The sequence below is a fragment of the Nostoc sp. genome (assembly GCF_036916985.1).
Lineage (GTDB): Bacteria > Cyanobacteriota > Cyanobacteriia > Cyanobacteriales > Nostocaceae > Nostoc.
Window position 1 is genome coordinate 319,006 of sequence record NZ_JBALFD010000027.1, and the last position, 21,739, is coordinate 340,744.

At 42.5% G+C, this 21,739-nt stretch carries 15 protein-coding genes; 9 read left to right on the top strand and 6 right to left on the bottom strand.

All coding sequences use genetic code 11. The features are described from left to right. The first annotated feature begins 391 nt into the window (after positions 1-391). Positions 392-745, top strand: coding sequence for a hypothetical protein (locus V7L07_RS11550; RefSeq protein WP_335057845.1), 354 nt, complete (start codon positions 392-394; stop codon positions 743-745). A gap of 140 nt (positions 746-885) precedes the next feature. On the opposite strand, the gene V7L07_RS11555 is transcribed toward V7L07_RS11550, so the two are convergent. Both V7L07_RS11555 and thrC read right to left on the bottom strand, forming a co-directional pair. Next, entirely contained in the window at positions 886-1,161 is a 276-nt protein-coding gene (locus V7L07_RS11555) for a ubiquitin-like small modifier protein 1 (RefSeq protein WP_292850995.1), read from the bottom strand. Positions 1,162-1,317: 156 nt separating this feature from the next. Further along, positions 1,318-2,622 carry a threonine synthase gene (thrC, locus tag V7L07_RS11560; RefSeq protein ID WP_292850992.1) on the bottom strand — a complete coding sequence of 435 codons (1,305 nt, stop codon included), beginning with the start codon at positions 2,620-2,622 and terminating at the stop codon, positions 1,318-1,320. An 827-nt stretch (positions 2,623-3,449) separates the two neighbouring features. On the opposite strand from thrC, the gene V7L07_RS11565 reads away from it, so the two are divergent. From V7L07_RS11565 to V7L07_RS11590, 6 genes are all read left to right on the top strand, one after another. Further along, positions 3,450-5,939: a beta strand repeat-containing protein gene (locus tag V7L07_RS11565; RefSeq protein WP_335057848.1), complete on the top strand. Its 2,490-nt coding sequence runs from the start codon at positions 3,450-3,452 to the stop codon at positions 5,937-5,939. Positions 5,940-6,223: 284 nt separating this feature from the next. Next, positions 6,224-6,787, top strand: coding sequence for a hypothetical protein (locus tag V7L07_RS11570; protein ID WP_335057850.1), 564 nt, complete (start codon positions 6,224-6,226; stop codon positions 6,785-6,787). 143 nt (positions 6,788-6,930) lie between these two features. Next, positions 6,931-8,481 (top strand): hypothetical protein, encoded by a 1,551-nt coding sequence (locus tag V7L07_RS11575; protein ID WP_335057852.1) that lies wholly within the window; start codon positions 6,931-6,933, stop codon positions 8,479-8,481. Further along, entirely contained in the window at positions 8,478-12,446 is a 3,969-nt protein-coding gene (locus V7L07_RS11580) for a TonB-dependent receptor (RefSeq protein WP_335057854.1), read from the top strand. The genes V7L07_RS11575 and V7L07_RS11580 overlap by 4 nt, the downstream gene beginning before the upstream one ends. Positions 12,447-12,524: 78 nt before the next feature. Continuing rightward, positions 12,525-12,683 (top strand): hypothetical protein, encoded by a 159-nt coding sequence (locus V7L07_RS11585; protein ID WP_335057856.1) that lies wholly within the window; start codon positions 12,525-12,527, stop codon positions 12,681-12,683. Positions 12,684-12,707: 24 nt separating this feature from the next. Then, entirely contained in the window at positions 12,708-15,146 is a 2,439-nt protein-coding gene (locus tag V7L07_RS11590; protein WP_335057857.1) for a hypothetical protein, read from the top strand. 73 nt (positions 15,147-15,219) lie between these two features. On the opposite strand, the gene argC is transcribed toward V7L07_RS11590, so the two are convergent. The 3 genes from argC to V7L07_RS11605 all read right to left on the bottom strand — a co-directional run bounded on the left by argC (position 15,220) and on the right by V7L07_RS11605 (position 17,806). Further along, entirely contained in the window at positions 15,220-16,200 is a 981-nt protein-coding gene (gene argC / locus V7L07_RS11595; RefSeq protein WP_335057859.1) for an N-acetyl-gamma-glutamyl-phosphate reductase, read from the bottom strand. A 305-nt stretch (positions 16,201-16,505) separates the two neighbouring features. Beyond that, a complete protein-coding gene (locus V7L07_RS11600) occupies positions 16,506-16,874 on the bottom strand; it encodes a pentapeptide repeat-containing protein (RefSeq protein WP_335057861.1) in 369 nt (122 codons plus the stop codon). A gap of 386 nt (positions 16,875-17,260) precedes the next feature. Then, on the bottom strand, positions 17,261-17,806 hold the full coding sequence (locus tag V7L07_RS11605; protein ID WP_442936044.1) for a hypothetical protein: 546 nt from the start codon (positions 17,804-17,806) through the stop codon (positions 17,261-17,263). 260 nt (positions 17,807-18,066) lie between these two features. Between V7L07_RS11605 and V7L07_RS11610 the strand changes: the two genes are divergently transcribed. Further along, complete coding sequence (locus V7L07_RS11610; protein WP_335057863.1) at positions 18,067-19,167, top strand: D-alanine--D-alanine ligase family protein; 1,101 nt, start codon at positions 18,067-18,069, stop codon at positions 19,165-19,167. 303 nt (positions 19,168-19,470) lie between these two features. Beyond that, the gene (locus V7L07_RS11615) at positions 19,471-20,010 is read left to right on the top strand and encodes a hypothetical protein (protein WP_335057865.1); all 540 of its coding nucleotides are present in this window, start codon (positions 19,471-19,473) and stop codon (positions 20,008-20,010) included. Positions 20,011-20,773: 763 nt separating this feature from the next. On the opposite strand, the gene V7L07_RS11620 is transcribed toward V7L07_RS11615, so the two are convergent. Continuing rightward, on the bottom strand, positions 20,774-21,706 hold the full coding sequence (locus V7L07_RS11620) for an alpha/beta fold hydrolase (RefSeq protein WP_335057867.1): 933 nt from the start codon (positions 21,704-21,706) through the stop codon (positions 20,774-20,776). Positions 21,707-21,739 lie beyond the last annotated feature (33 nt).

The window sequence follows — 21,739 nt, forward strand, 5'->3', positions numbered from 1 at the left end:
CTACTTGATTGTAATTTAATCCCAAAATGCTAATCAGTAACAAAAAAGACGGGTGTTAGCCCGTCCTCTGTATAATAAGTAAAAACATCTTGGTAATTTCTGCAATATATCAAAATACTCTAATTACAATCTGCCAAATTGCCAAATGCTTACCAATAAAATGCATTATCAGGGCGGACAAGATGTCATTGGTGTCAACTTAACGCGAAAACTAGCCTAGTACAAGCTTTTAGATATTGTCTCGTTCAGAGTCTACGACTGGGAATGCTTGTCGTTGATTTTACAGTTCTAGTGAATAATTTTGGCACTTGCCAATCCCCATCAAATACTGATTATGATCGGATGTTTGTAGGTAATACTAGAGAAAAAATTACTGGCAACGAAATTCATCATGAACCTAAGTATAGTTGATGATAAATTGCAGATAGAATTTACGTTTCAAGAGCAACTGCTAGCTGTTCGCTTGAATAAACTTTGGCAAATATCACTAGCCCATATTGAACAAGTTACGACAGCCGAACCCCAAAGTTCTTGGCGAGAATTGCGTGCCCCTGGTAGCTTTATTCCTGGAGTGATTAAGGCTGGAACTTATTACACTAACCGTGGTAAAGAGTTTTGGTATGTAAATCGAGAGACAAATTATTTAACGATTCAATTGCGAGATGAATCCTACAAACGGATTATCTTAACTATCGATGACAATGAGTCTTGGCGACAAAGACTTTCTCAGATGATTACTGCATAGTTAGCAAAATGAAAAGCGTCTCTGCCGCAAGTAAGGGAGGCGGCAGCCTACTGATGAGAATTCCCAGTCTGAGACTGGGAATGGGGTAATCTTTCAAAGAGTTGTATCGTCAGGTTTCTACTGATTTGGGGTTCTCTGTATTAACCACCAGCGACAGCTGGAACAATACTTACTTCATCACCATCTTTAAGAGTTGTATTAATACCATCTAGATGACGGATATCTTCGCTATCGACGTAAAAATTTACAAACCGACGTAACTTACCTTGTTCATCGCACAATCGAGATTTAATACCAGGAAAGCTTTTTTCTAAGGAATCTAACAATTCAGCAATAGTGCTGCCGGTGGATTCTAGAGTAGCTTGATTATTAGTAAAACTCTGAAGAGTTGTAGGAACTAAAACTTTTACAGCCATAGAAGTACAAAGTGAAGGGGTGAGGAGTTAGTGAAGAGTTAGGAGTGAAGAGTTAAGAGTGAGGAGTCATCTGTAAGGGGTGAGATGTGAGGAGTAAAGTAAAGAGTTATGAATAAAAAAACTCTTAACTCCTAACTCCTAACTCCTAACTTTTACTTAAACGAGGACTTGTTGCCATTCCAAGCGATCTAGAGTACGCGATCGCTCTAGGGCACGTTCAAAACTATCGAGTTTCGCATCAATAGTCAAGGGTTCGCCAACGTAGCCTTGGATTGCTTCTTGAGTTTTCAGACCATTACCAGTGATGTAAATCACTGTAGTTTCATCTGGATCAATTTTGCCAGCTTCTACCAGTTTTTTCAGCACGGCCACGGTTGTACCACCAGCCGTTTCTGTGAAGATGCCTTCGGTTTCTGCCAGCAACTTGATGCCATCAATAATTTCTGCATCATTGACTGATTCAATGTTACCACCAGTCTTCTGAGCTAACTCCACAGCATAAATACCATCTGCTGGGTTGCCGATCGCTAGCGATTTCGCAATTGTATTCGGTTTAACTGGCTTAATAAAGTCGCGTCCTTCTTTGAAGGCTTGGGCGATGGGTGAACAACCTTCAGCTTGAGCGCCACTGAAACGAACGCTCTTGTTTTCTACCAAACCGACTTCGATAAATTCTTGGAACCCTTTATAAATTTTTGTAAACAGGGAACCAGATGCCAAAGGAGCAACAACATGATCGGGTAATTCCCAGCCTAGTTGTTCCGCAACTTCAAAACCTAGCGTCTTAGAACCTTCAGAGTAATAAGGACGCAGATTGATGTTGACAAAACCCCAGCCATGTGTATTAGCAACTTCCGAACAGAGACGATTTACTTGATCGTAGTTGCCCTTGACTGCCATCAGGGTAGGACTGTAGATCAGGCTACCGATAATTTTACCGGCTTCTAAATCTGCGGGGATGAACACACAGCAGTCTAAACCGGCGTGAGCTGCGATCGCCGCTGTAGAATTTGCCAAATTACCAGTACTAGCACAAGAAACAGTAGTGAAACCCAACTCTCGCGCTCTAGACAAGGCTACTGATACCACCCGATCCTTAAAGCTCAGGGTGGGCATATTCACAGCATCATTTTTTATATAAAGCTTATTTAGACCCAGGCGACGGGCAAGACGGTGGGAACGAACCAAGGGAGTCATCCCCGTTCCCACATCAATAACATTATCAGTTGCGACAGGCAAAAAGGGACGGTAGCGCCAAATAGAATTGGGTCCAGCTTGAATTGTTTCACGAGTGACAGTCAGACGTAAGGCGTTGTAGTCATACTTAACTTCTAATGGCCCAAAACATAACTCACAAACATTGCTGGCCTTGAGTTCATATTCTGCACCACATTCCTTACACTTCAAGGCTTGAAAGTAGGCAGTGCTGGTTTGGGTTTGGGTTGTAATTGCCTGAGTCATAAACTAGCTTTCCCTGTTTGTCTGTCGACTGTCGCCTGATACTAACACGAGCAAAAATACCAGTCAAACATACCCGATAAAAATAGTCGGGTATGTTTAGTGTTGAACGGAATGATTCTTGTAAAACTTTAATATCAGTAATACCTGTAATTAGTACTTATACTTACACTAGTGATGTTAAAAAAAAAGAAAATAGCCAAGAATACTCAGGATTAATACTGCTAACAACTATGACTAAATTGCATCATAGTTATGATTAAATTGCATTTATTTCAAAAATCATCTTATTTAAGCGATCTAGATCGCTTAGTTAAATTTCAAATTTTTAATCTAAATAACTCCACAGAGTAATACAGATTTCTAACAGCCAAAACTCGAAAGCGTTTTCAAATATAGGTTTTAGTCTTTCTAGAATCTGAGTTCAACCATTAAAATTTCTATGTGTGTTGCCAAAATAAAGCTAATTTTTCAGCTTTGATGGACTCATTCACAGCAAGAGAAGTTACTTATTTACACTGAAGTTTTTTTTTGCTTTAAAAGCTACATTGCTATATACATCGATAAATTAGCAAAACACAGTAATAAATTACATATATTTGCAATTGCCAGCCTTGATATTCAAGGGTAAGCGTAAAACAAGTAGACAAATTATTTCTGGTTATTGCCTCAGTACGGCTAGGAGTGTCAATAATTTAACTCCTTAAATAGGCATTCCTGAAAGATTGAAGCTTTGGGGGGCTATAATCGGCAGTTCTTTAAGGAATTGCCGAACTTTATCCTGTCTCAAAATCCAAGATACAAGTTCAGCAAACAAACAAACTACTTCTATGGTAAATCGAAATCAATCTGTCAACAAGCAGCGTAAAGTTTACCAATCTCTAGTAGCAACAGCATTATTAACTGGTAGCCTTTTCCAATTTGTCGCACCTGTATTAGCTGACGGAACTACTGGGGGTACATCTATCAGTAACACTGCGACAGCAACCTACGAAGATCCCAACAATCCAGGGACAACTATAAATTCCACCTCTAACACTGTCACCGTGACTGTAGCAGAGGTTGCGGGTATTACTGTCACAGCGTCGGGTGTTACAGATAATAATGGTGGCACTGTTGGAGTTAACGATTTACTAACCTACACGTACACCCTAACAAACGTAGGTAACGACCCCACCAAATTCCATATTCCCAACCAAGCAACAACAACTGGGCCTGGTACGGTTTCTGGTGTACTTCCTGCTGATAAAAATGGGGTAACACCAGCTAGTGGCACATTGCAATATAGTACAGATGGTGGTGCAACTTGGACAAACGTAACAGCCGGTGGTGTAGATACACCCTCAATTCCGGTTAGTGGTACTGTGTTGGTACGTGTGCCGGTAACTGTACAGACTGGCGCTCAATCGGGTGACATAATTAAAGTTACCCTTGGTAACACTCCTGGTGATGCCCAAAACCAACTGCGGAGTCCTGATGGTGGTGACGTTTATACTGTAGATAATCCTGATAACGCAGGTGGCGGGGAAGTTCCTGGCACACCAGTTAACGGTACACGAGAATCTAGTATTACCCAGCAAATTCAAGTAGGTAACACAGCTAAAACTGTTGCTCTAGCCACAATACTCAAAACTCGGACAGGCTATAACGCTGGTAACACTTCCGTACTCAATGATGATGTGCTGACTTATGGTTTAAGCTTGCGAGTTGAGAGTAACGACGTAACTAATCGTGGGCTAACACCCGCAGCTTTAGCTGGTACAACCATCAATGTAGACGGTAATCCAGTTACTCGCATCTTAGTTTCTGATGCACTTCCAGCATCAACAACTCTTAATGGAACCCCAACCGCTCCTTCAGGATGGATAGTGGTTTACGCTGGTGAAGATCCTACAACTACAAATGCCGATCAGGCTTTGTGGAAAACTAACAGTGCGAATGTAACAGGTGGCGTAGTTAAACGGGTTGGTTTTATTAACGATCCTAACTCTATCTCTTCAGTTGCCACTGGGACAACCGTTACAGGTTTTACAGTACAAGTAAAGACCACTGGAATCACAGGAACGACAGCGACAAATGTTAACAATATCGCTCAAGTGTTCGGTAAAACTGCTGGAGATCCAAATAGTCCTCTACTCTTTGACGATTCAGGCGATCAAAATCCAGATAACATCAACCCCACTAGTGGAGCCTTTCCTACTACAGTAGACTCTGGCTATTATCCCGGTACAGTTCCCGCCAATCAAACTGACACAGGTAATAACAACCAAGGTAGTAATTCTGTTATAGGAAATGTCAACGTATACACGGTTTCAGTCGCCCAAGCAAACTCAGTTTTAAACGGGCCGAATAATGCACCGGATGCTGTTGGCCCAACAGATAATAACGATGACTTCACAAACAAATCCTCTTTTGTTCCTCCTAACACATCACCTGGTAGTACACTTGACCCACAATCAGTTGGTTTCACTAACACAATTAAGAATAGTGGGACTAACCCTAACGACATTACAATAGTACCAACAGTACCAGCTACAGCTACAGATTTGCCCAATGGTACAAAGGTGACTGTTAGCTATAACAGTCAATCTGCTGTCTATACTTACAGCATCACCAATAACGTTGGAACTTTCACCCTGGCAGCCAATAACACACCAATTAAAATCTCTGGTGTTGCTGCTGGAAGCAGTGTAAATTATGGTGTAGAAGTTGACCTACCAGCTGGTACGAAACTATCGACTGATATCAATAAGGGCTTCCCAGTACCCATTACTGCCTTTATTGACACTAATAATAATGGTGTAGTTGATACTGGTGAGGTTAACAACATCTCCATCGATCGCGTGTATACTGGCTTCCTGAAACTGCTGAAAGTGTCGCGAGTCTTACAAGGAACTGGGTCTGTAGTCCAGGGGAATGATGGCACATTCAGTATCGATCCGAAAAAGCCTGCACCAGGAAACATTATTGAGTACCAAATTCAGTACAGCAATATTTCTGATCCTCAAGCTGGAAGCGGGAACGTAATTTTGAATGCTAACAAAGTTGTGATTACTGAAGATGGTACGCAAACCCCCAACAACTGGGCGCTAGACAACGACAATAACACTCAAATTGATACTAGCAACATTGTTGGTTCAGCTAAAGATTCTGGAGCTTCAACTATTCAATTCTTCAATGGTAATCCAGCTAGTAACCTTGGTATCGATCAAACTGGAACTACAGCAAGTACTGATGTTGCTAAGTACGTAAATACCGTAACTGGAACGATCGCACCGGGCATTCAAAGAACATTTACCTTCCAACGCAAGGTGAACTAATTCCTTGAGATTGGGGATTGGGGGTTGTGACGTTCGCAGATTCTAAGAGAGCGATCCGCCGCAACTAGTTAACCTTATCCCCAACCTCTAAACAGGAAGCAAAGAGGGGAGTGACTCTTTATTCGCAAAAGCAGGGAAAGATAATAGGACTTACGCAAGAACTCTCTGAAACTCTTATTTCTCCGTGTCCTCTGCGCCCTCTGTGGTTCGTTTTTTCATGATTTTGCGTAAGTCCTGGATAAATCAACAATCAAGATTCTGGAAATTTTTTGAGGTTATTTATTATGAAGTGTGTTTCTCTTGCAGGTTTAGGAGCATTTGTTCTCATTGCTACAGTCCCATTTGTCGGTCAAATTCCGGGAATCGCAAATGTATGGCATTTAGAAAGTGCTGTTGCTCAGAATATCAAAACTCAAGGGCAAATTCAATTGCGCTTAGAAGCAGAAAAGCAAGTAGTAGCACAGGATCAGCAGGGTAAGCAAATTCAGAAATGGGAACCTTTGAAAGGTCAAGTTGTGGTGCAACCAGGAGATGTGTTGCGATATACCTTGAGTGGTGAAAATAAGAGCGATCGCCCAGTGAAGAATTTGACGTTTAATCAACCTATCCCGAAAGGAATGGTCTACGTGCTGAATTCTACCAATGTCGCCAACAATGCCAAAGTTATTTACAGCATTGATGGCGGACGTAGCTTTGTCGAAAATCCCACCGTGAAAGTTACCCTTCCTAACGGCAAAGTGGAAACAAAACCAGCACCAGCCAGTGCTTACACCCATATCCGTTTGCAGATTCCCTCACTTGCAGCGAAGACAACAGTCAAAGCGACTTATCAAACCCAAGTGCGCTGATTGGAACGCGGGGATACGCCGTCTTTGTGACTATATCTCGAGATGGAAGCTGGAAACAAGATTTTTAAAGGGTTTTGGCTTAACTGGATTTCCACAAATAAATAAGTGCTTTTATTAACAACAAGCTTGACATTTCACAGGAGATGTGTTCAGTGAGCCGTCCTCAAAACCAAAAGCAAATTACTTCTAGCGGTGGCTGGTGGCGACGGTTAACAGCTAGTGTTCTTTTGGGAAGTTTTTTGCATACTACTATATCTATACCAGCGATCGCGCAACAGACTAATAATCTAGTTGCGTCTTCGCCATTAATAAATCAAGCTACTTATACTTATACAGATTCAGCTAATAATAATCAATATCAAGGAAGTTCTAGTCAGATCAATGCCAGTCCAACCCCATTAGTTGATCCTTTAGGACGGATCTTAGGTTGCGCTGGCACAATTTTACCTGACTATACAGGTTTTTCAGTTGGGGTATATGAACCTAACTCTAGCGATCCAACAGGGACAGAATTAGGTAGCTTGGTTGCTTTGACTCGAACAGAGTTACCAGATATTCCTAATAACAATGTTCCTGGTGGTAGATCGCCAAATACCGAGAATAGTAACCCCTACTTCGTTACGAATAACCCTGCGGGTGTCTACAATTTCCTACTCGATCCGAATAAGGGTCAAACCGATCCAGGTAGAACCTACATTTTTGTAGTTAATCCGCCACCAAATTCTATCTACAGACAGCGACGGATCAAGATTGAAATCCTTGGTAGCACTGGCACACAAGGTAATAATATTGTGCGATATGTTGCTAGTTCTCTGGATGGTCAACCAATCAGTCTCACAGGCCAAACCAGAGTAGAGCAAACAATTGTTTTAGTTCCCAATGCAGAAGTTGTGGGACTGGATTTATTAGCCTTTGAATTTACTACAAATCTGTGTCAAGCCAATCAGTTACAGATTATCAAAACAAGCGATCGCGCTGCTGCTGAACCTGGAGATACAGTCATCTACCGCCTGTCAGTCAAAAATCTCGCTGATGCTGGTTTGAATAATATATTTGTCACCGACAACCTACCTTTAGGATTCGATTTTTTACCGAAATCTGTGCGGGGAGAGGTAGATGGTCAACTCGTCACTATCACCTCAGAACGCAATGGGAACACAGTGACATTCCGCACAGATGTAACCATTCCCACAGAGAAAGTCTTGAATATTGCCTACGCTGCTCAACTAACACCTGATGCGCTGCGTGGGACTGGTCGCAACAGTGCGATCGTTAATGCTCAACGAGCCGATAATCGTTTTAGCACCAAGGATGGCCCTGCAACACACCAGTTGAAAATTAGTTCAGGAATCCTTTCTGACTGTGGCACGATTATCGGTCGAGTGTTTGTTGATAAAAACTTTGACGGTGAACAACAAGCTGATGAGCCGGGGATACCAAATGCAGTAATTTTTCTGGAGGACGGAAACCGCATCACTACAGATCCTAATGGTTTGTTCTCCTTAGCTAATGCCTTACCTGGATACCACACAGGTGTACTAGACCTGAGCAGTGTACCTGGTTACACCCTAGCTCATAACGAAAAATTCCGCGAACGAAATAGCCAATCTCGCTTGGTGCATTTAGAGCCTGGTGGCTTGGTACGTATGAACTTCGCTGTCACCCCCACATTTCAGGAGCCAGTCAAGAAATGAAACCCAGACTGCACTGTGCAACTATATTTAACCTGAAATTGATGGGGGTAATGCCAGTAGCTCTCTGCCTGGTTTTGTATCCTGCTATGGTCAAAGCTGAAATCAGTAGTGAAAATCTCCTTTTCCCTAATTCACCTCCGCAGGGTGTTGAAGAAGAGGCAAGGGAGCAGGGAGCAGGGAGCAGGGGAGAGGCTTTGAAGTCTCCCCATCTTTTGGAAAGTTCTAAGCAGCAGTTTCCATCTGATGAATTTTCTTCCACTTCTTTAGCACCAACTACTGATACTTCAATTCCAGATGTCCAGACAAGTGAAACAGAAATACAACTGTTTCAACCAGCAAACTCTGTTGATTTACCTGGAGGCTTACGTAAAGTAGCCGAAATTGAGGAAAAGACGGAAGTACAAACATTTCAACCAGCAAACTCTGTTGATTTGCCCACAGGCTTACGTAAAGTAGCTGGAATCAAGAACAAAAATGATGGAGGTAAAGAAACCGAGACACAGTTGCAAGCTTCTCCAAGGCAAATACAACCATTTCAACCAGCAACTTCGATAAGTTTGCCTAGAGGCTTACGCAAAATAGCAGGAGTAGAGAACGGACAAGGGGTGAATGAAAATCTTCCCGTATCTCCCACTCTCCCCATATCTACAGCCATCAAAATCCTGACTCCAACGGCTGACAGTATTGTAGATGTCCAAGCTAGCACGGTGATTGTGCAGTTTCCTGTTGGTAGTCAGGTGGAATTGCGGGTGAATGGCACGTTGGTAGACCCTTCTTTAGTAGGACGAACAGAAAGTGATGCTACCACCAACTTAGTAACGCAGACATGGTATGGTGTCTCGTTAAAAGAGGGCGCAAACACCATCTCTGCAAAAATTATTGGAGGGACAGAACCCCCTGCAACAGTGCAAATTGCAGTGCGGGGAGCGCCGCAGCAACTAACTTTAGAAACAGTTGAGTCTCGTATCCCCGCGGATGGACGTTCTACAGCGACAATCCGGGGTCAACTGCTCGATGCAGGTGGCAATCGCTCTAATCGTGATGCTGTTGTCACCCTCATACCCAGTGCTGGGGAGTTGGTCGGGAAAGACTTCAAGCCTGATGAACCCGGATTTCAAGTGGAGGCGAAAGGAGGACAATTTACAGCGATATTGCGATCGCAACTGAAAGCCGAAACTGTCCGAATTCGAGCTATAACTAACAATCTAGAAGCCTTTACTCAACTGCAATTTGAAACGGCATTGCGTCCGAGTTTAGTTACTGGAGTCATAGATTTACGTTTGGGAGCTAGAGGTACAAATTATTACGGTAGTTTCCGTGATTTCCTCCCTCCTGATAAAAACAACGGCACGCAATTAGATTTCCATTCCGCAGTATTTGCCACTGGTGCGATCGGAGAATGGTTGTTTACAGGTGCATACAACAGTTCTCGTAGCCTCAACGAAGATTGTGACTGTAATAATCGGCTGTTTAGAACTTACCAATCCAACGAGCAAAACTATCCTGTTTACGGCGATAGCTCGAAAGTTGATGTCGTTACTCCTTCCATTGACAGTGTATTTCTGCGTTTCGAGCGTTCATCTCGTATCCCCGGAGTTTCCCCTGATTATGCGATGTGGGGTGACTATAACACAGAAGAATTTGCGCGGGGATCTCAGCAATTTACTGCGATTACCCGTCAACTCCACGGTTTTAAAGCTAACTACAACTTAGGAAATCTCCAAATTACAGGTTTCTATGGCGACCACTTAGAGGGGTTTCAACGGGATACCATTGCTCCCGATGGTACTAGTGGTTATTACTTCCTCTCTCGCAGACTACTACAAGCAGGTAGTGAAAATGTCTTTATCGAGTTAGAAGAACTCAATCGTCCTGGAACTGTATTAGAACGTAAACAGCTTAACCGAGGCCCAGACTACGAAATCGACTACGATCGCGGTACATTATTATTCCGCGAACCGATGCTTCGTACCGATGTCGATCAAACTGGACAAGTATTGGTACGTCGGATTGTTGTTAGCTACCAATACGACGATCAAAACTCTGATGGCAATATCTATGCTGGTCGTTTGCAATATAACCTTTCCCGCAAGCTTAATCAGGAAAGCTGGATTGGAGCAAGTTATGTCCAAGAAAATCACGGAGTACGCGACTTTCAACTCTACGGTGCAGATGCGCTGATTGCTCTGGGTGAGAACGGTAAGTTAATTGCAGAATACGCCCATTCCACTAATGATTCTGATGTTGTGGGAAGAGTCAGAGGTGACGCTTACCGGTTGGAAGCTGAGGGACAAATTGCTAACGGAATTCAAGGCCGTGCCTATTATCGTTTTGCTGATACAGGCTTTGCTAATAATGCTACTGTCAGCTTTGTCCCAGGACAAACTCGTTACGGAGCGCAGGTTACAGCGAAAATGAACTCAACTACCAACCTCAGAGCGCAATACGACCACGAAGACAATTTTGGAATTGCTCCCCAACCTCTAGATACCTTTGAAGAACTATTTGCACCCAGTTCTGATGCGATACCTGGGAGCAGGGTTGATAATTCGCTGACGACAATTTCTGCTGGAATTCAACAACGTTTAGGTAGTGCCACTATTGATCTGGATTGGATTCATCGTCATCGGGAAGACCGCATCCCCGACAGTAGTTTGAGTAGTAATTCCGATCAATTGCGATCGCGTTTTTCCATTCCTCTAGCTAAAAACCTAACTTTCCAGGCGCAAAATGAACTGAGTTTATCTTCCCAAAAAGATCCTATTTACCCAGACCGCACCATCTTCGGGTTGAATTGGGCAGTAATTCCTGGTGTCAGCGTCAGTTTAGCCCAACAGTTTTACAGTAGTGGTCAATATTCGGGTAACTCCATCACTAGCTTGAGTGTCAACGGCGAACACAAACTCGGATCGGATACTACCTTGACCGGTCGTTATTCAATTTTGGGTGGTGCTAACGAAATGACTACCCAAGGGGCAATTGGTCTAAATAATCGTTGGACTATTGCTTCAGGATTACGCCTGAATGTTGCTTACGAACACGTATTTGGCAACTTCTTCGGACGAACTGCGGCAGGTCAACAATATGCCCAACCCTTCGCTTTTGGTCAATCTGCATCTGCGATCGGATTTGATGGTGGCGATAGCTACAGCATTGGGCTGGAATACAGTGATAATCCGCAGTTTCAAGCCAGTGCCCGTTATGAACATCGTTCTTCTTCTGGTGGAGGGAATACAGTAATTACCGCAGGTGTTGCGGGTAAAATTTCTCCGGCTCTCACAGCCTTGGTGCGTTATCAACAAGCTGGTTCTTCCAATCAAAAGCTTTCAGGACTGGGAGATACTGCTAACCTCAAGCTGGGTTTAGCCTACCGCGACCCCAATAACGATAAATTTAATGCTTTATTGCGTTATGAATATCGCCAAAATCCTTCAACCATCCCTGACACCATCCTGTTAGGAAGTGGTACGGGTTCCCAAGACCATACCTTTGCTTTAGAAGCAATTTACGCTCCTAATTGGCAATGGGAATTCTATGGTAAGTATGCTTTGCGTAATAGCACCTCTTATTTAGCTAATGATTTAGCTGGTACTAGCACAGTGAATCTGGCACAATTACGAGCTACCTATCGTTTGGGATATAGTTGGGATTTGGTGGGTGAAGCTCGTGTAATTAGTCAGTCTAGCTATAGCGAAACAGGTTTTGTTGTAGAAACAGGCTACTATCTCACGCCTAACCTGCGCGTCTCTGCTGGCTATGTGTTTGGTAAAGTTGATGACCGAGATTTCTCAGGAACACGTTCTGCGGGAGGCGCATATTTAGGCTTTACGGTTAAGCTTAACGAATTGTTTGATAGTTTTGGACAGCAAAAGATTCCGCCACGCCAGCCACAAGAATCTGCGATGAAAACTTTGGTGAATAAACTTAAGGCGGCAACAACGGCAATGCAAAAACGTGAAATATAAAACGGTTATTTGTAGAGACGTAGCACTGCTACGTCTCTACAAATCGTCAATTTATAGCCAAGATTTATTAAATTTGAAATGAAATTTTTGTTTCACTATTTAAAAGCGATCGCCACACTGAATCTGAATACAGATGGTAGATTATCTACAATTTTGGGCAAGCTAGAGACTGGAGATTTATTTGAGGTGAATCAGGCATCATTAATAATTAGGCTTAGGGTAATTAGTATCTTTTAAAAGTTATTTTATGGTGATTTACTAATGAAGAATTTATGGCAAAAATTTAATCCTTTTGGGTGGGGGCTGATCGGTGCAACATTAGTACTTCAACCTACACAAGCACAAGCTCAATATATCCAGCGATCGTTTCTGAATCCAAGCTTTGAGCAACCTGTTTTTGGTACTTCATGTTATATTCAACTAGATGAAAGCTTCATCATTGGTTGGACAACAAGCCATAGCCCAAGGCAAGGAACAAGTTCTTGTCCAGTTGGTATATATGGACAAGCCGGTAAAATTATTGAGATTTGGACAACAGGATTTGATGATAAATCTGGCGCTGGCGCTACCTCCACAGCAACCAATGCAGGGAATCAATTTGCTGAGTTAAATGCTGAGGAAGCTTCTGAGTTGTATCAGAATCTATGCCTCCTTAAAGATGAGACGATTACGTTTTCTTTTCTACATCGTGGGCGTTCAAGTTCAAGTGTTGCTGATGTGGCCAATTTTTTAATTGGACTAATTACCGATCCAGCACCAACTGTTTTTGGGACGTTCTCAACAACTAGCAATGGAACAGTTACGGCACAACCAGTAGCGCAGAATGGTGCAACGATTCCTACTGTAACTAACAATAACGCTGGAAATGGTTGGGTACGATACTCTGGCACTGTTCCTTACACCGGAACTACTGGGAATAAACCTGTAGGATTTGCGGCCGTTTCCACGGCGGGCGGGAACAATACTATAGGTAACTTCCTTGATGAAGTCCAATTTGCTGGTAAACCTGTGGTTGAGTTTACAGCAAGTTCAGGTGGTGCAGCAGAATCAGAAACTAACCCTACAACTAACCCCCCAAAACTCAGAATCGTTGGTTTAGTGCCAACTGGAGGGATAAGTGTTCCTATCTCCGTGAGTGGGACAGCAGTTTTGGGTACAGATTACAATACAACATCAGGCACATCTACCTTTAATATCACTATCCCTGCGGGAAACTACGATGGTAGTGATGCCACTAGTGTTTTTACCATTCCCTTTACTGTTATTAATAATAATGTTCCTCAAGGTGTGAGGACAATTATATTCACCATACAAACTTCAACTAGTTTTTTCGCCAGTTCAACCACAACTTGTGGTGGTTCCCCAACAGTCGTTTCCAATTATACGATTTATGATGATGATTTCCTTAGCGGCAGGGTTTGGGATGATGCCGATAATAGTGCTAATAATACTTTTACTAATATCAATACTGGCTCGGAAACAGGTACGAATGCAGGTGGGTTGTTAAATGCAATTCTGGTGGATGTAAATAATAAGGTTTTAAAAACAATACCTGTCGCAGCAGATGGTACTTACACTTTTCTCGATGTCCCCTTTAATCAAAGCAACGTTAAAATTATCTTAAGTACAACTGCTGGCACAGTGGGTAATACTGCCCCTACGCCATCTCTTCCCTCTAACTGGGTCAATACTAGCCCACTGACGACGGCTACTTTTAATACTGGCACAAACATCTCTAGTAAGGACTTTGGGATTGAACAGTTACCCGATACTAATAACGTCACTGCATCTCTGCAAACGAATCCAGGGGGAACCAATAAATCGCAAGTACCTACCTTATCAGCTACCGATCCTGAAGATGGCAACTTTAGTGTTGGCAAAAGTTTCAAGATTATTAGTCTGCCAACAAATGGGATACTTTATTACAACAACATAGCTGTGACAGCGAACCAAGTTATTAGTAATTATGACCCAACTCAGCTAACATTAGATCCAAATGATGGTGCGATAACGGTTACATTTACTGTGGCAGGTGTGGATACAGCAGGCAAAGAAGATCCCACACCTGCTACTGTGACGATGCCATTTACAACTAGTAAACCTAAGCTACTTTTAGTTAAACGGATCACACGCATCAATAACCAGGATTTAAACAATATTGTGGATGGTCGCAGTGACGTTGCTACCACTGCTGCCAATTATGTATCACCCCTTTATGAGACTGATGATGATAGCGATAAACCTTGGCCACTTGGTTATTTGCGGGGATTGATTAATGCTGGGATAGTCAAACTAGGGGACGAATTAGAATATACTATATACTTTCTTTCTAATGGTTTTTCTAATGCAACTAATGTCCGCATTTGTGACTTAGTACCCGGTAATGTTACTTTTATTCCTAATACTTTTAATGGGATGACTCCTAATGATGGCGGCTTGCCAGGAGCAGATCAAGGAATTGCCCTAGCTATTGGTTCTACTACACCTACGGCTTATCTAACTAATGTAGCGGATAGCGATCGCGGGCATTTTTATACAGCTAATGACTCAGCCACACCATCATACTGCGGTATTAACAGCAATGGGGCAGTAGTAGTCAATATTACAGTCCCAAGTTTTCCCAGTCTACCGGCTGCAACTGGATCTGGTACACCAGCTAATTCCTATGGTTTTGTGCGCTTCCGCGCTAAGGTGAAATAGCTTTAGTTAGAGAGACGCGATAAATCGCCGTCTCTACAAGTAATTTATCCATCAATTATTTATTGACAGACTACTACTTCATTGCCAATCCCAACTCTTCTGGAAAACCGAGCATGATGTTTAGGTTTTGGACGGCGGCTCCTGATGCACCTTTACCCAGGTTGTCAAGACGAGCAACTAACAACACTTCTTTGGTAGTGTCATTGGCAAATACAAAAACCTGAACAATATTGGTACCGTTTAGTGCGATCGCATCTAGAAATGTTCCGTCTCGTAGTAGAGTAAAATCTTGGAATGGAGCAACCTGCACAAACTTTTCACTTTGGTAGTAGTCTGCGATCGCTTGATGAATAACTTCACCTGATGGCGGATTATCCAAAGTACCCAGCGGCAAAGGCACTTGTACTAGCATCCCCTGTTCAAAATCTCCCACTGCCGGTACGAACAGTGGCGGCGATGCTAACCCTGAGTAATGATGCATCTCCTTAACGTGCTTATGCCCAAACTGCAAACCGTAGATGCCATAAGGATAGAGCGACTCTGCCCCGGCTTGCTGTTCATGGAAGCTATGATATTGTTTGATGAGATTCTTTCCGCCACCTGAGTAACCTGACACTGCATTAACGGTGACGGGAAAGTTACTGTTTAGAAGTCCTTTAGCAATCAACGGACGGATACAAGCTAAAAATCCTGTAGGATAACAGCCTGGATTGCTGACAAACTGGGCGCTGGCGATTTTCTCTCGCTGTCCTGGATTTAGTTCAGGGAAGCCATATACCCAGTTTTTAGCTGTGCGATGGGCACTACTAGCATCCAGGATCTTAACCCTAGTATTACTAACTAAGCTAACAGCTTCGCGGGCCGCATCATCAGGCAAGCAGAGAATGACAACATCAACAGCATTAATTAGTTTGGCTCGCTCAGTTGCATCTCTATGTTTAGATGCCTCAATGCTAACTAACTCAATGTCATCCCGTTGATTAAGACGCGAGTAAATCTGTAAGCCTGTGGTTCCCGATTCTCCATCGATGAAAATCTTCGGTTTGGTAGTCATGCGCTTCTGATATGTGAGTGAATAAATCAGGAGTCAGAATACAGAATACAGTATTCAGAATACTCCACCCATAAAGGGATAGAGTATTAAGTGAGAATACTTAATACTAGTTTCGCCCACTATTCCACTCGCTTTTAACCCAATACGCTTGGGTTAGGGGTTATTGGTCTTTGAAGACGCGATAAATTGCGTCTCTACATGAAGGTTTTGAGCTTAAGAAAAAAAATGCCCAATTGTCATTGCAAGTGAAGAGACGCTACGCGAAGGCAATGATGGGTTTTGATCATTTATTTTTTGGAACACTCTTACACCTTCTGCATGTTTCTACTGATGGGGTCAAAACCTTTAGAAAATCGTGTGCTTTCATCGTAGTAAGCGCCAGTCAGATTCGCTCCATACAACTTGGCATAATTTAGTTTGGCTCCCCGAAGATTTGCTTCATTCAGTTTGACACCGCTCAAATTAGCTCTAGTCAAATTCGCATTGGCTAAGTTAGTTCTGCTTAAATCTGCTCCCCAGAGTTTAGCTTTAGCTAGATTAGCTCCACTCAAGTCAGACCCCCATAAATTGATTCCAGGCAAATAGGCTCCAATCAACTTGTTCTTACTCAAGTTGACGGCTGTAAAATATCTTTCTCCTGCGGCAAAACGCCTTTTTAATTCTTCAGCATTCATCTGTGGCGTTGACCTCTCTTTATCTCTAAGATATTCTTCAGCTTCAGGTTCAACAAAGCAGCAAGCAAGGGAGAAGAGTTTTCCCCTCTGCCCCCCGCACCCTACCCCTCTGACTTGAAAGTGCTGAGTGCTGAGTAAAAATACCAATCCCCAGTCCCCAGCCCCCAGTTATTCTTTCATTCAAGGCTGTGAAACTTGTTTCATCGGGACTGCCTCTTTTCAATCCCCAATGCCCTTCAGGAGTGCTGTTAGCGATAGCGGGGCGTTTAGCCCGTGCTGAGAAAAAAAGTGAGATTCCCCACTCAGCACGGGCTAGACCTTAGCTATCCGCTAACGGAACTCGGAAAAGAGGAAATGTTTTGCCCAATGCCCAATGCCCTTTACATCTACTTAACGGGAATCAGTTCAAACTCGAAAGTACTGATCAAACGGTCATCAATATAGACCTCTATTCTATGCTTACCAACTGGATCGCCAGGAGCGATCGTCCAAAAATTTTCAATTACACCTTCTGGAGCCGATTGTGTACGGCGTGTTACAGATGTAGTGCCATCTACTGATATTGAGAAGTCTTCACCGTTATCTGTACCCCAAGTTTCTGGAGGTTTTGGTAAACGTAAGACTTCGCGCCATTTCACTTCACCTCGGTAGTCTTTGAGTTTAATCCGCCATCCGTAGATGTTTCCTTCCTGAAGTGGTATTTTTGTTGTCTGAAAAATGGTAACGTTCCCTTGGGAATCAACTCTCTTCAGCCCAAACTCAGTGTTACTGACAACAATCTGTTTTACATTCGTTGGTACAGGAGATGATATAGCATTTTCTACCAAAACAGAAGTAGCGTTGATTGGCTCAGAACCGATGACTCCAGATATTAGCCAAAAAGAAGCTAGCACAGCAGTAGTAGTCCAAATTCTCATTATTATGGTTTTCATGTCAGACTTTTGATACTTATTCAAGTAATCTGCCATGTTTTCCGGGTCAAGGTTCTCTATGGTTGGGCAAAGATGAAATTATTTTTAGGAATTGGGCAAATTGAATCAATCCAATCGCCTTGGGCAACATCTATTGAATTTTAAATTTTGAATTCCGCCTTGCGGTACTAGTCTTAACAGTAAAAGAAATAAAAGAAAAAGATGGCAACTTTTGTAGGTTATGATACGCTATCTGCTGGAGAAGTGTCGAGGAACCGAAAATGACTAAGCTGCGCGTGGGGTTACTGTTTGGCGGTCGTTCGGGAGAACATGAAGTTTCGATCAACTCAGCACGGGCGATCGCTAAAGCCTTAAGTGCAGAGGAAAATGCTAACAAGTACGAAATCCTGCCTTTTTATATCCAAAAAAATGGCCGTTGGCTTGCGGGAGAAGCACCCGAAAAGGTTTTAGCAACCGGTAGTCCGCTACTGGAATCGGAAGAATCAACTTCTGAGGGAAATCTGACATCCAATCCGCAAGCCCAAACCCTGAGTAAGTGGCAATCTCCCTCTCAAGTTGCCCAAGTGGATGTTTGGTTTCCCATTCTCCACGGCCCCAATGGTGAAGACGGAACAATTCAAGGGTTACTTACTTTGATGCAGGTTCCCTTTGTGGGTTCTGGGGTGTTAGGTTCGGCAATGGGGATGGATAAAATTGCCATGAAAATTGCCTTTGAGCAAGCCGGGCTACCACAGGTAAAATATAAGGCGATTACGAGAACGCAAGTTTGGTCTAATCCTTGCGTATTTCCGAAACTTTGTGATGACATTGAGGCAGCATTAGGTTATCCTGCTTTTGTCAAGCCTGCGAATTTGGGTTCATCAGTGGGTATTGCGAAAGTGCGATCGCGCCAAGAATTAGAAGCAGCTTTAGATAGTGCTGCTAGTTACGATCGCCGATTAGTTGTAGAAGCTGGTGTTGTCGCCAGGGAAGTTGAGTGTGCCGTTTTAGGTAATGATCAACCCCAAGCCTCTATCGTTGGAGAGATTACTTATGACAGCGATTTTTATGATTATGAAACTAAATATACTGAGGGTCGGGCAGATTTACTGATACCTGCACCGATTCCAGATGCGATCGCCCGTCAAGTTCAAGACATGGCTTTGCAGGCTTTTGCAGCTGTTGATGCTGCTGGGTTGGCAAGGGTAGATTTTTTCTATGTGGAAGCGACACAAGAAGTTTTAATTAACGAAATCAATACCTTGCCAGGCTTTACTGCAACGAGTATGTATCCTCAACTCTGGGCCCATAGTGGAGTTCCTTTTCCAGAATTAGTTGATCGGTTAATTCAACTTGCTCTCGAAAGGCATTCTCCTAATTGATGGAGAAAATAAGCGAACTGATTTACAGCGAAAAGTCACAATAAATACAGAATTTTGGCAAAAGTCAGCCAGATTTGGTAGCTTATATTTTACAAAAAAGCTACTTGAATCTACACTTTTGTTACGGATACCTGATGCTTGACTCCTCCAGTACAATTTATTGACTAGAGGGGTACAAATCTGAAAGTAATCATGGAAAAAAGTCAGAATGTACAGCGCGAGCCAACCCAACTAAGACGGGCTACTCCAGAGCTGACAAACAGGAAATCGAGACTAAGAAAAAGCTCGAATGTTCTGATCTATTTGGTTGTACATCATCCTTGGCTATTGCTAACTGGGTTTTTAGCCATGTTTATGGGAGGTGGTGCCTTTGCGCTGTATAGCTTAGGTAATGCTGGCCCGATAACACAGGAAGAACCAGAAAAAATCCCAGTTATAGTTGAAGAACCAATTAATGCACCCTCTGAGAACACTAATCCTACACCTTTATGGATGGTGGCTGCGATCGCCCTCAGTTGTGGTAGTGGTTCCTTGTTCATTTTCCGAATGCTCAACCGGACAAAGCAACCGCAAAAAGTCCAAAAACAGGTTAACCGCCATCAGGCACGTTTGGCACAGAACCATTACCAAAAATTGGAACCACATCTTCCTAAGAACCAACCAATTTTTGTGCCACAGCCACAACTGATGCCCCTTATGCAGATGCAACCGAAAGCAAAGCATCTGGTGACGGTTTTACCAGCAGAACACAAGCATCACCTCGATACGCCCACAGAACCTTTAGCAGACTTGATGGATCTTCGTAAAAATAGTTCATTGTCTGCAATTTTACGCCAGTATTAATACTACTGTAAAGTAAAACCCCGTTAAATTAACACTTTTTGCCAATTACTTGGCTGAGATTCCCGACTTTTTAAATAAGTCGGGAATCTTGTTATATATAAATTATTTATTGCCATATAGGACAATAGGCTTGGGTTAAGGGCTACTGGCAACAATTTTGGGTTTTCGAGACGCGATAAATCGCCGTCTCTACAAGTGTTTTGGGCTGATCTGAACTGTATTGCATTATATTTTTATTACCTGTTCCCTATTCCTCTACGAGTGATTCAGAAATCAAATCAGATTGCTATAGCTGCTTAACAGCTTTTAAAAAGTTATATATGAGCAATTAGCAAATTTAAAAACCTGCCAAAATGGCAACCAGCTTTCGATTAACCAAGTTAAATTGTATAAAGATAAACGACTTCAAGGGTTTTGTTATCAGGGGCTACCACGTAAGCAAATTCATTTTTGTAAAATACTATTTACTAAGTGATTGGCAAACATAAAAAGCTATCTCTATCAATTATTTGCAGGGTATTTTCTCAGCAAAAAAATATCAATAATTAGGTTTTGCATTTGCTGCAACAGGAATATTAAAGCGTATGGGCGTTGTTGTTTAAGTACGCATTAGCCCCCAAATAACGGGCAACGTCTGTATACATTCCTGTTCACTTCAGCAGCAAATGGCAGAGTGGGAGTTTGAAAGCCGATTGATATGCTTCCTCCCACTCTCTTTTTATGGAAACAGAATTCAGGTTGATTCTAAATTCTGAATTATTCTCTAAAAATTAGTATCACGTAAAAACTTAAGAATCGCTGCATTCAGCACTTCAAAAGCACCACTTGAGGCATCATGACAGCAGTTAGGCAAAATCTGTAATTTGGAATTGGGGATATGCTGATGCAATTTTTCACCATGACTCGGAGGAAACCAACTATCTTGATCACCCCACAAAACTAGTGTAGGACACTTAATTGCACTCAGGTTATTTTGAATTTTGGTGAGCATATTTGGCTTTTTTACTTGCCAATTCTCAATTTCTTGCGCGGCTATTTGTAACTCTTCGGCAACTTTTGCAATTGTACCAGGCAATTCAATAAACGGGTAAGTGATCCAATAGACATCTTCCTGTGTCAGGATTGAGGGATCAAATAACACCCCACGTCTTTCTATTGCCATAATTTCTCTAAATAGAGGTGCAAACAGATATGCCAGACGTAAGGAGTCAATTGTTTGCATTATTTCTAAAGGCGTTTGGGCTAGTAACCACATAGCCCAATGGGGTAAATATTCGGTAAAAACAGGTACGTTTACTACTACAAGCCGCCCGATTAATTGCGGATTTTCTTGAGCAAGGGCAAGGGCAACTAATCCCCCTAGAGATTCAGCCACAATTACTGCGGGTTCATCACATAATGCCTGAATAACTCTTTTAAACTCAATAACTTGATGCCCACTATGTTCTCTACGAAATAATGGTTTTTCTGAAAAACCAAAACCTTTAGCATCAAAACAAATTACCCGATAATGTTTAGATAATGGTGCTATGCTATGGCGCCAATTGTAGCTCCAACTCCCCATGCCATGTAGTAAAATTAGCGGTTTACCTTTACCTTTTTCGCCATAAGCAATTTGTATAGGATACCCTTTAGCATCAGTAATAATTAGATTTTGCCGCCCTTTAGGAAAAGTAGCTTGCCACCAATCTTTCATTCCGTTATCAATAAATAATTGAACATAATTGAA

Coding starts and splice junctions, on each gene's coding strand:
- V7L07_RS11570 (WP_335057850.1), top strand. CDS start 6,224: ATGAAGTGTGTTTCTCTTGCAGGTTTAGGAGCATTTGTTCTCATTGCT.
- V7L07_RS11565 (WP_335057848.1), top strand. CDS start 3,450: ATGGTAAATCGAAATCAATCTGTCAACAAGCAGCGTAAAGTTTACCAA.
- V7L07_RS11575 (WP_335057852.1), top strand. CDS start 6,931: ATGTGTTCAGTGAGCCGTCCTCAAAACCAAAAGCAAATTACTTCTAGC.
- V7L07_RS11620 (WP_335057867.1), bottom strand. CDS start 21,706: ATGAAAGATTGGTGGCAAGCTACTTTTCCTAAAGGGCGGCAAAATCTA.
- V7L07_RS11590 (WP_335057857.1), top strand. CDS start 12,708: ATGAAGAATTTATGGCAAAAATTTAATCCTTTTGGGTGGGGGCTGATC.
- V7L07_RS11605 (WP_442936044.1), bottom strand. CDS start 17,806: ATGAAAACCATAATAATGAGAATTTGGACTACTACTGCTGTGCTAGCT.
- V7L07_RS11610 (WP_335057863.1), top strand. CDS start 18,067: ATGACTAAGCTGCGCGTGGGGTTACTGTTTGGCGGTCGTTCGGGAGAA.
- V7L07_RS11550 (WP_335057845.1), top strand. CDS start 392: ATGAACCTAAGTATAGTTGATGATAAATTGCAGATAGAATTTACGTTT.
- V7L07_RS11600 (WP_335057861.1), bottom strand. CDS start 16,874: ATGAATGCTGAAGAATTAAAAAGGCGTTTTGCCGCAGGAGAAAGATAT.
- argC (WP_335057859.1), bottom strand. CDS start 16,200: ATGACTACCAAACCGAAGATTTTCATCGATGGAGAATCGGGAACCACA.
- V7L07_RS11555 (WP_292850995.1), bottom strand. CDS start 1,161: ATGGCTGTAAAAGTTTTAGTTCCTACAACTCTTCAGAGTTTTACTAAT.
- V7L07_RS11580 (WP_335057854.1), top strand. CDS start 8,478: ATGAAACCCAGACTGCACTGTGCAACTATATTTAACCTGAAATTGATG.
- thrC (WP_292850992.1), bottom strand. CDS start 2,622: ATGACTCAGGCAATTACAACCCAAACCCAAACCAGCACTGCCTACTTT.
- V7L07_RS11585 (WP_335057856.1), top strand. CDS start 12,525: ATGAAATTTTTGTTTCACTATTTAAAAGCGATCGCCACACTGAATCTG.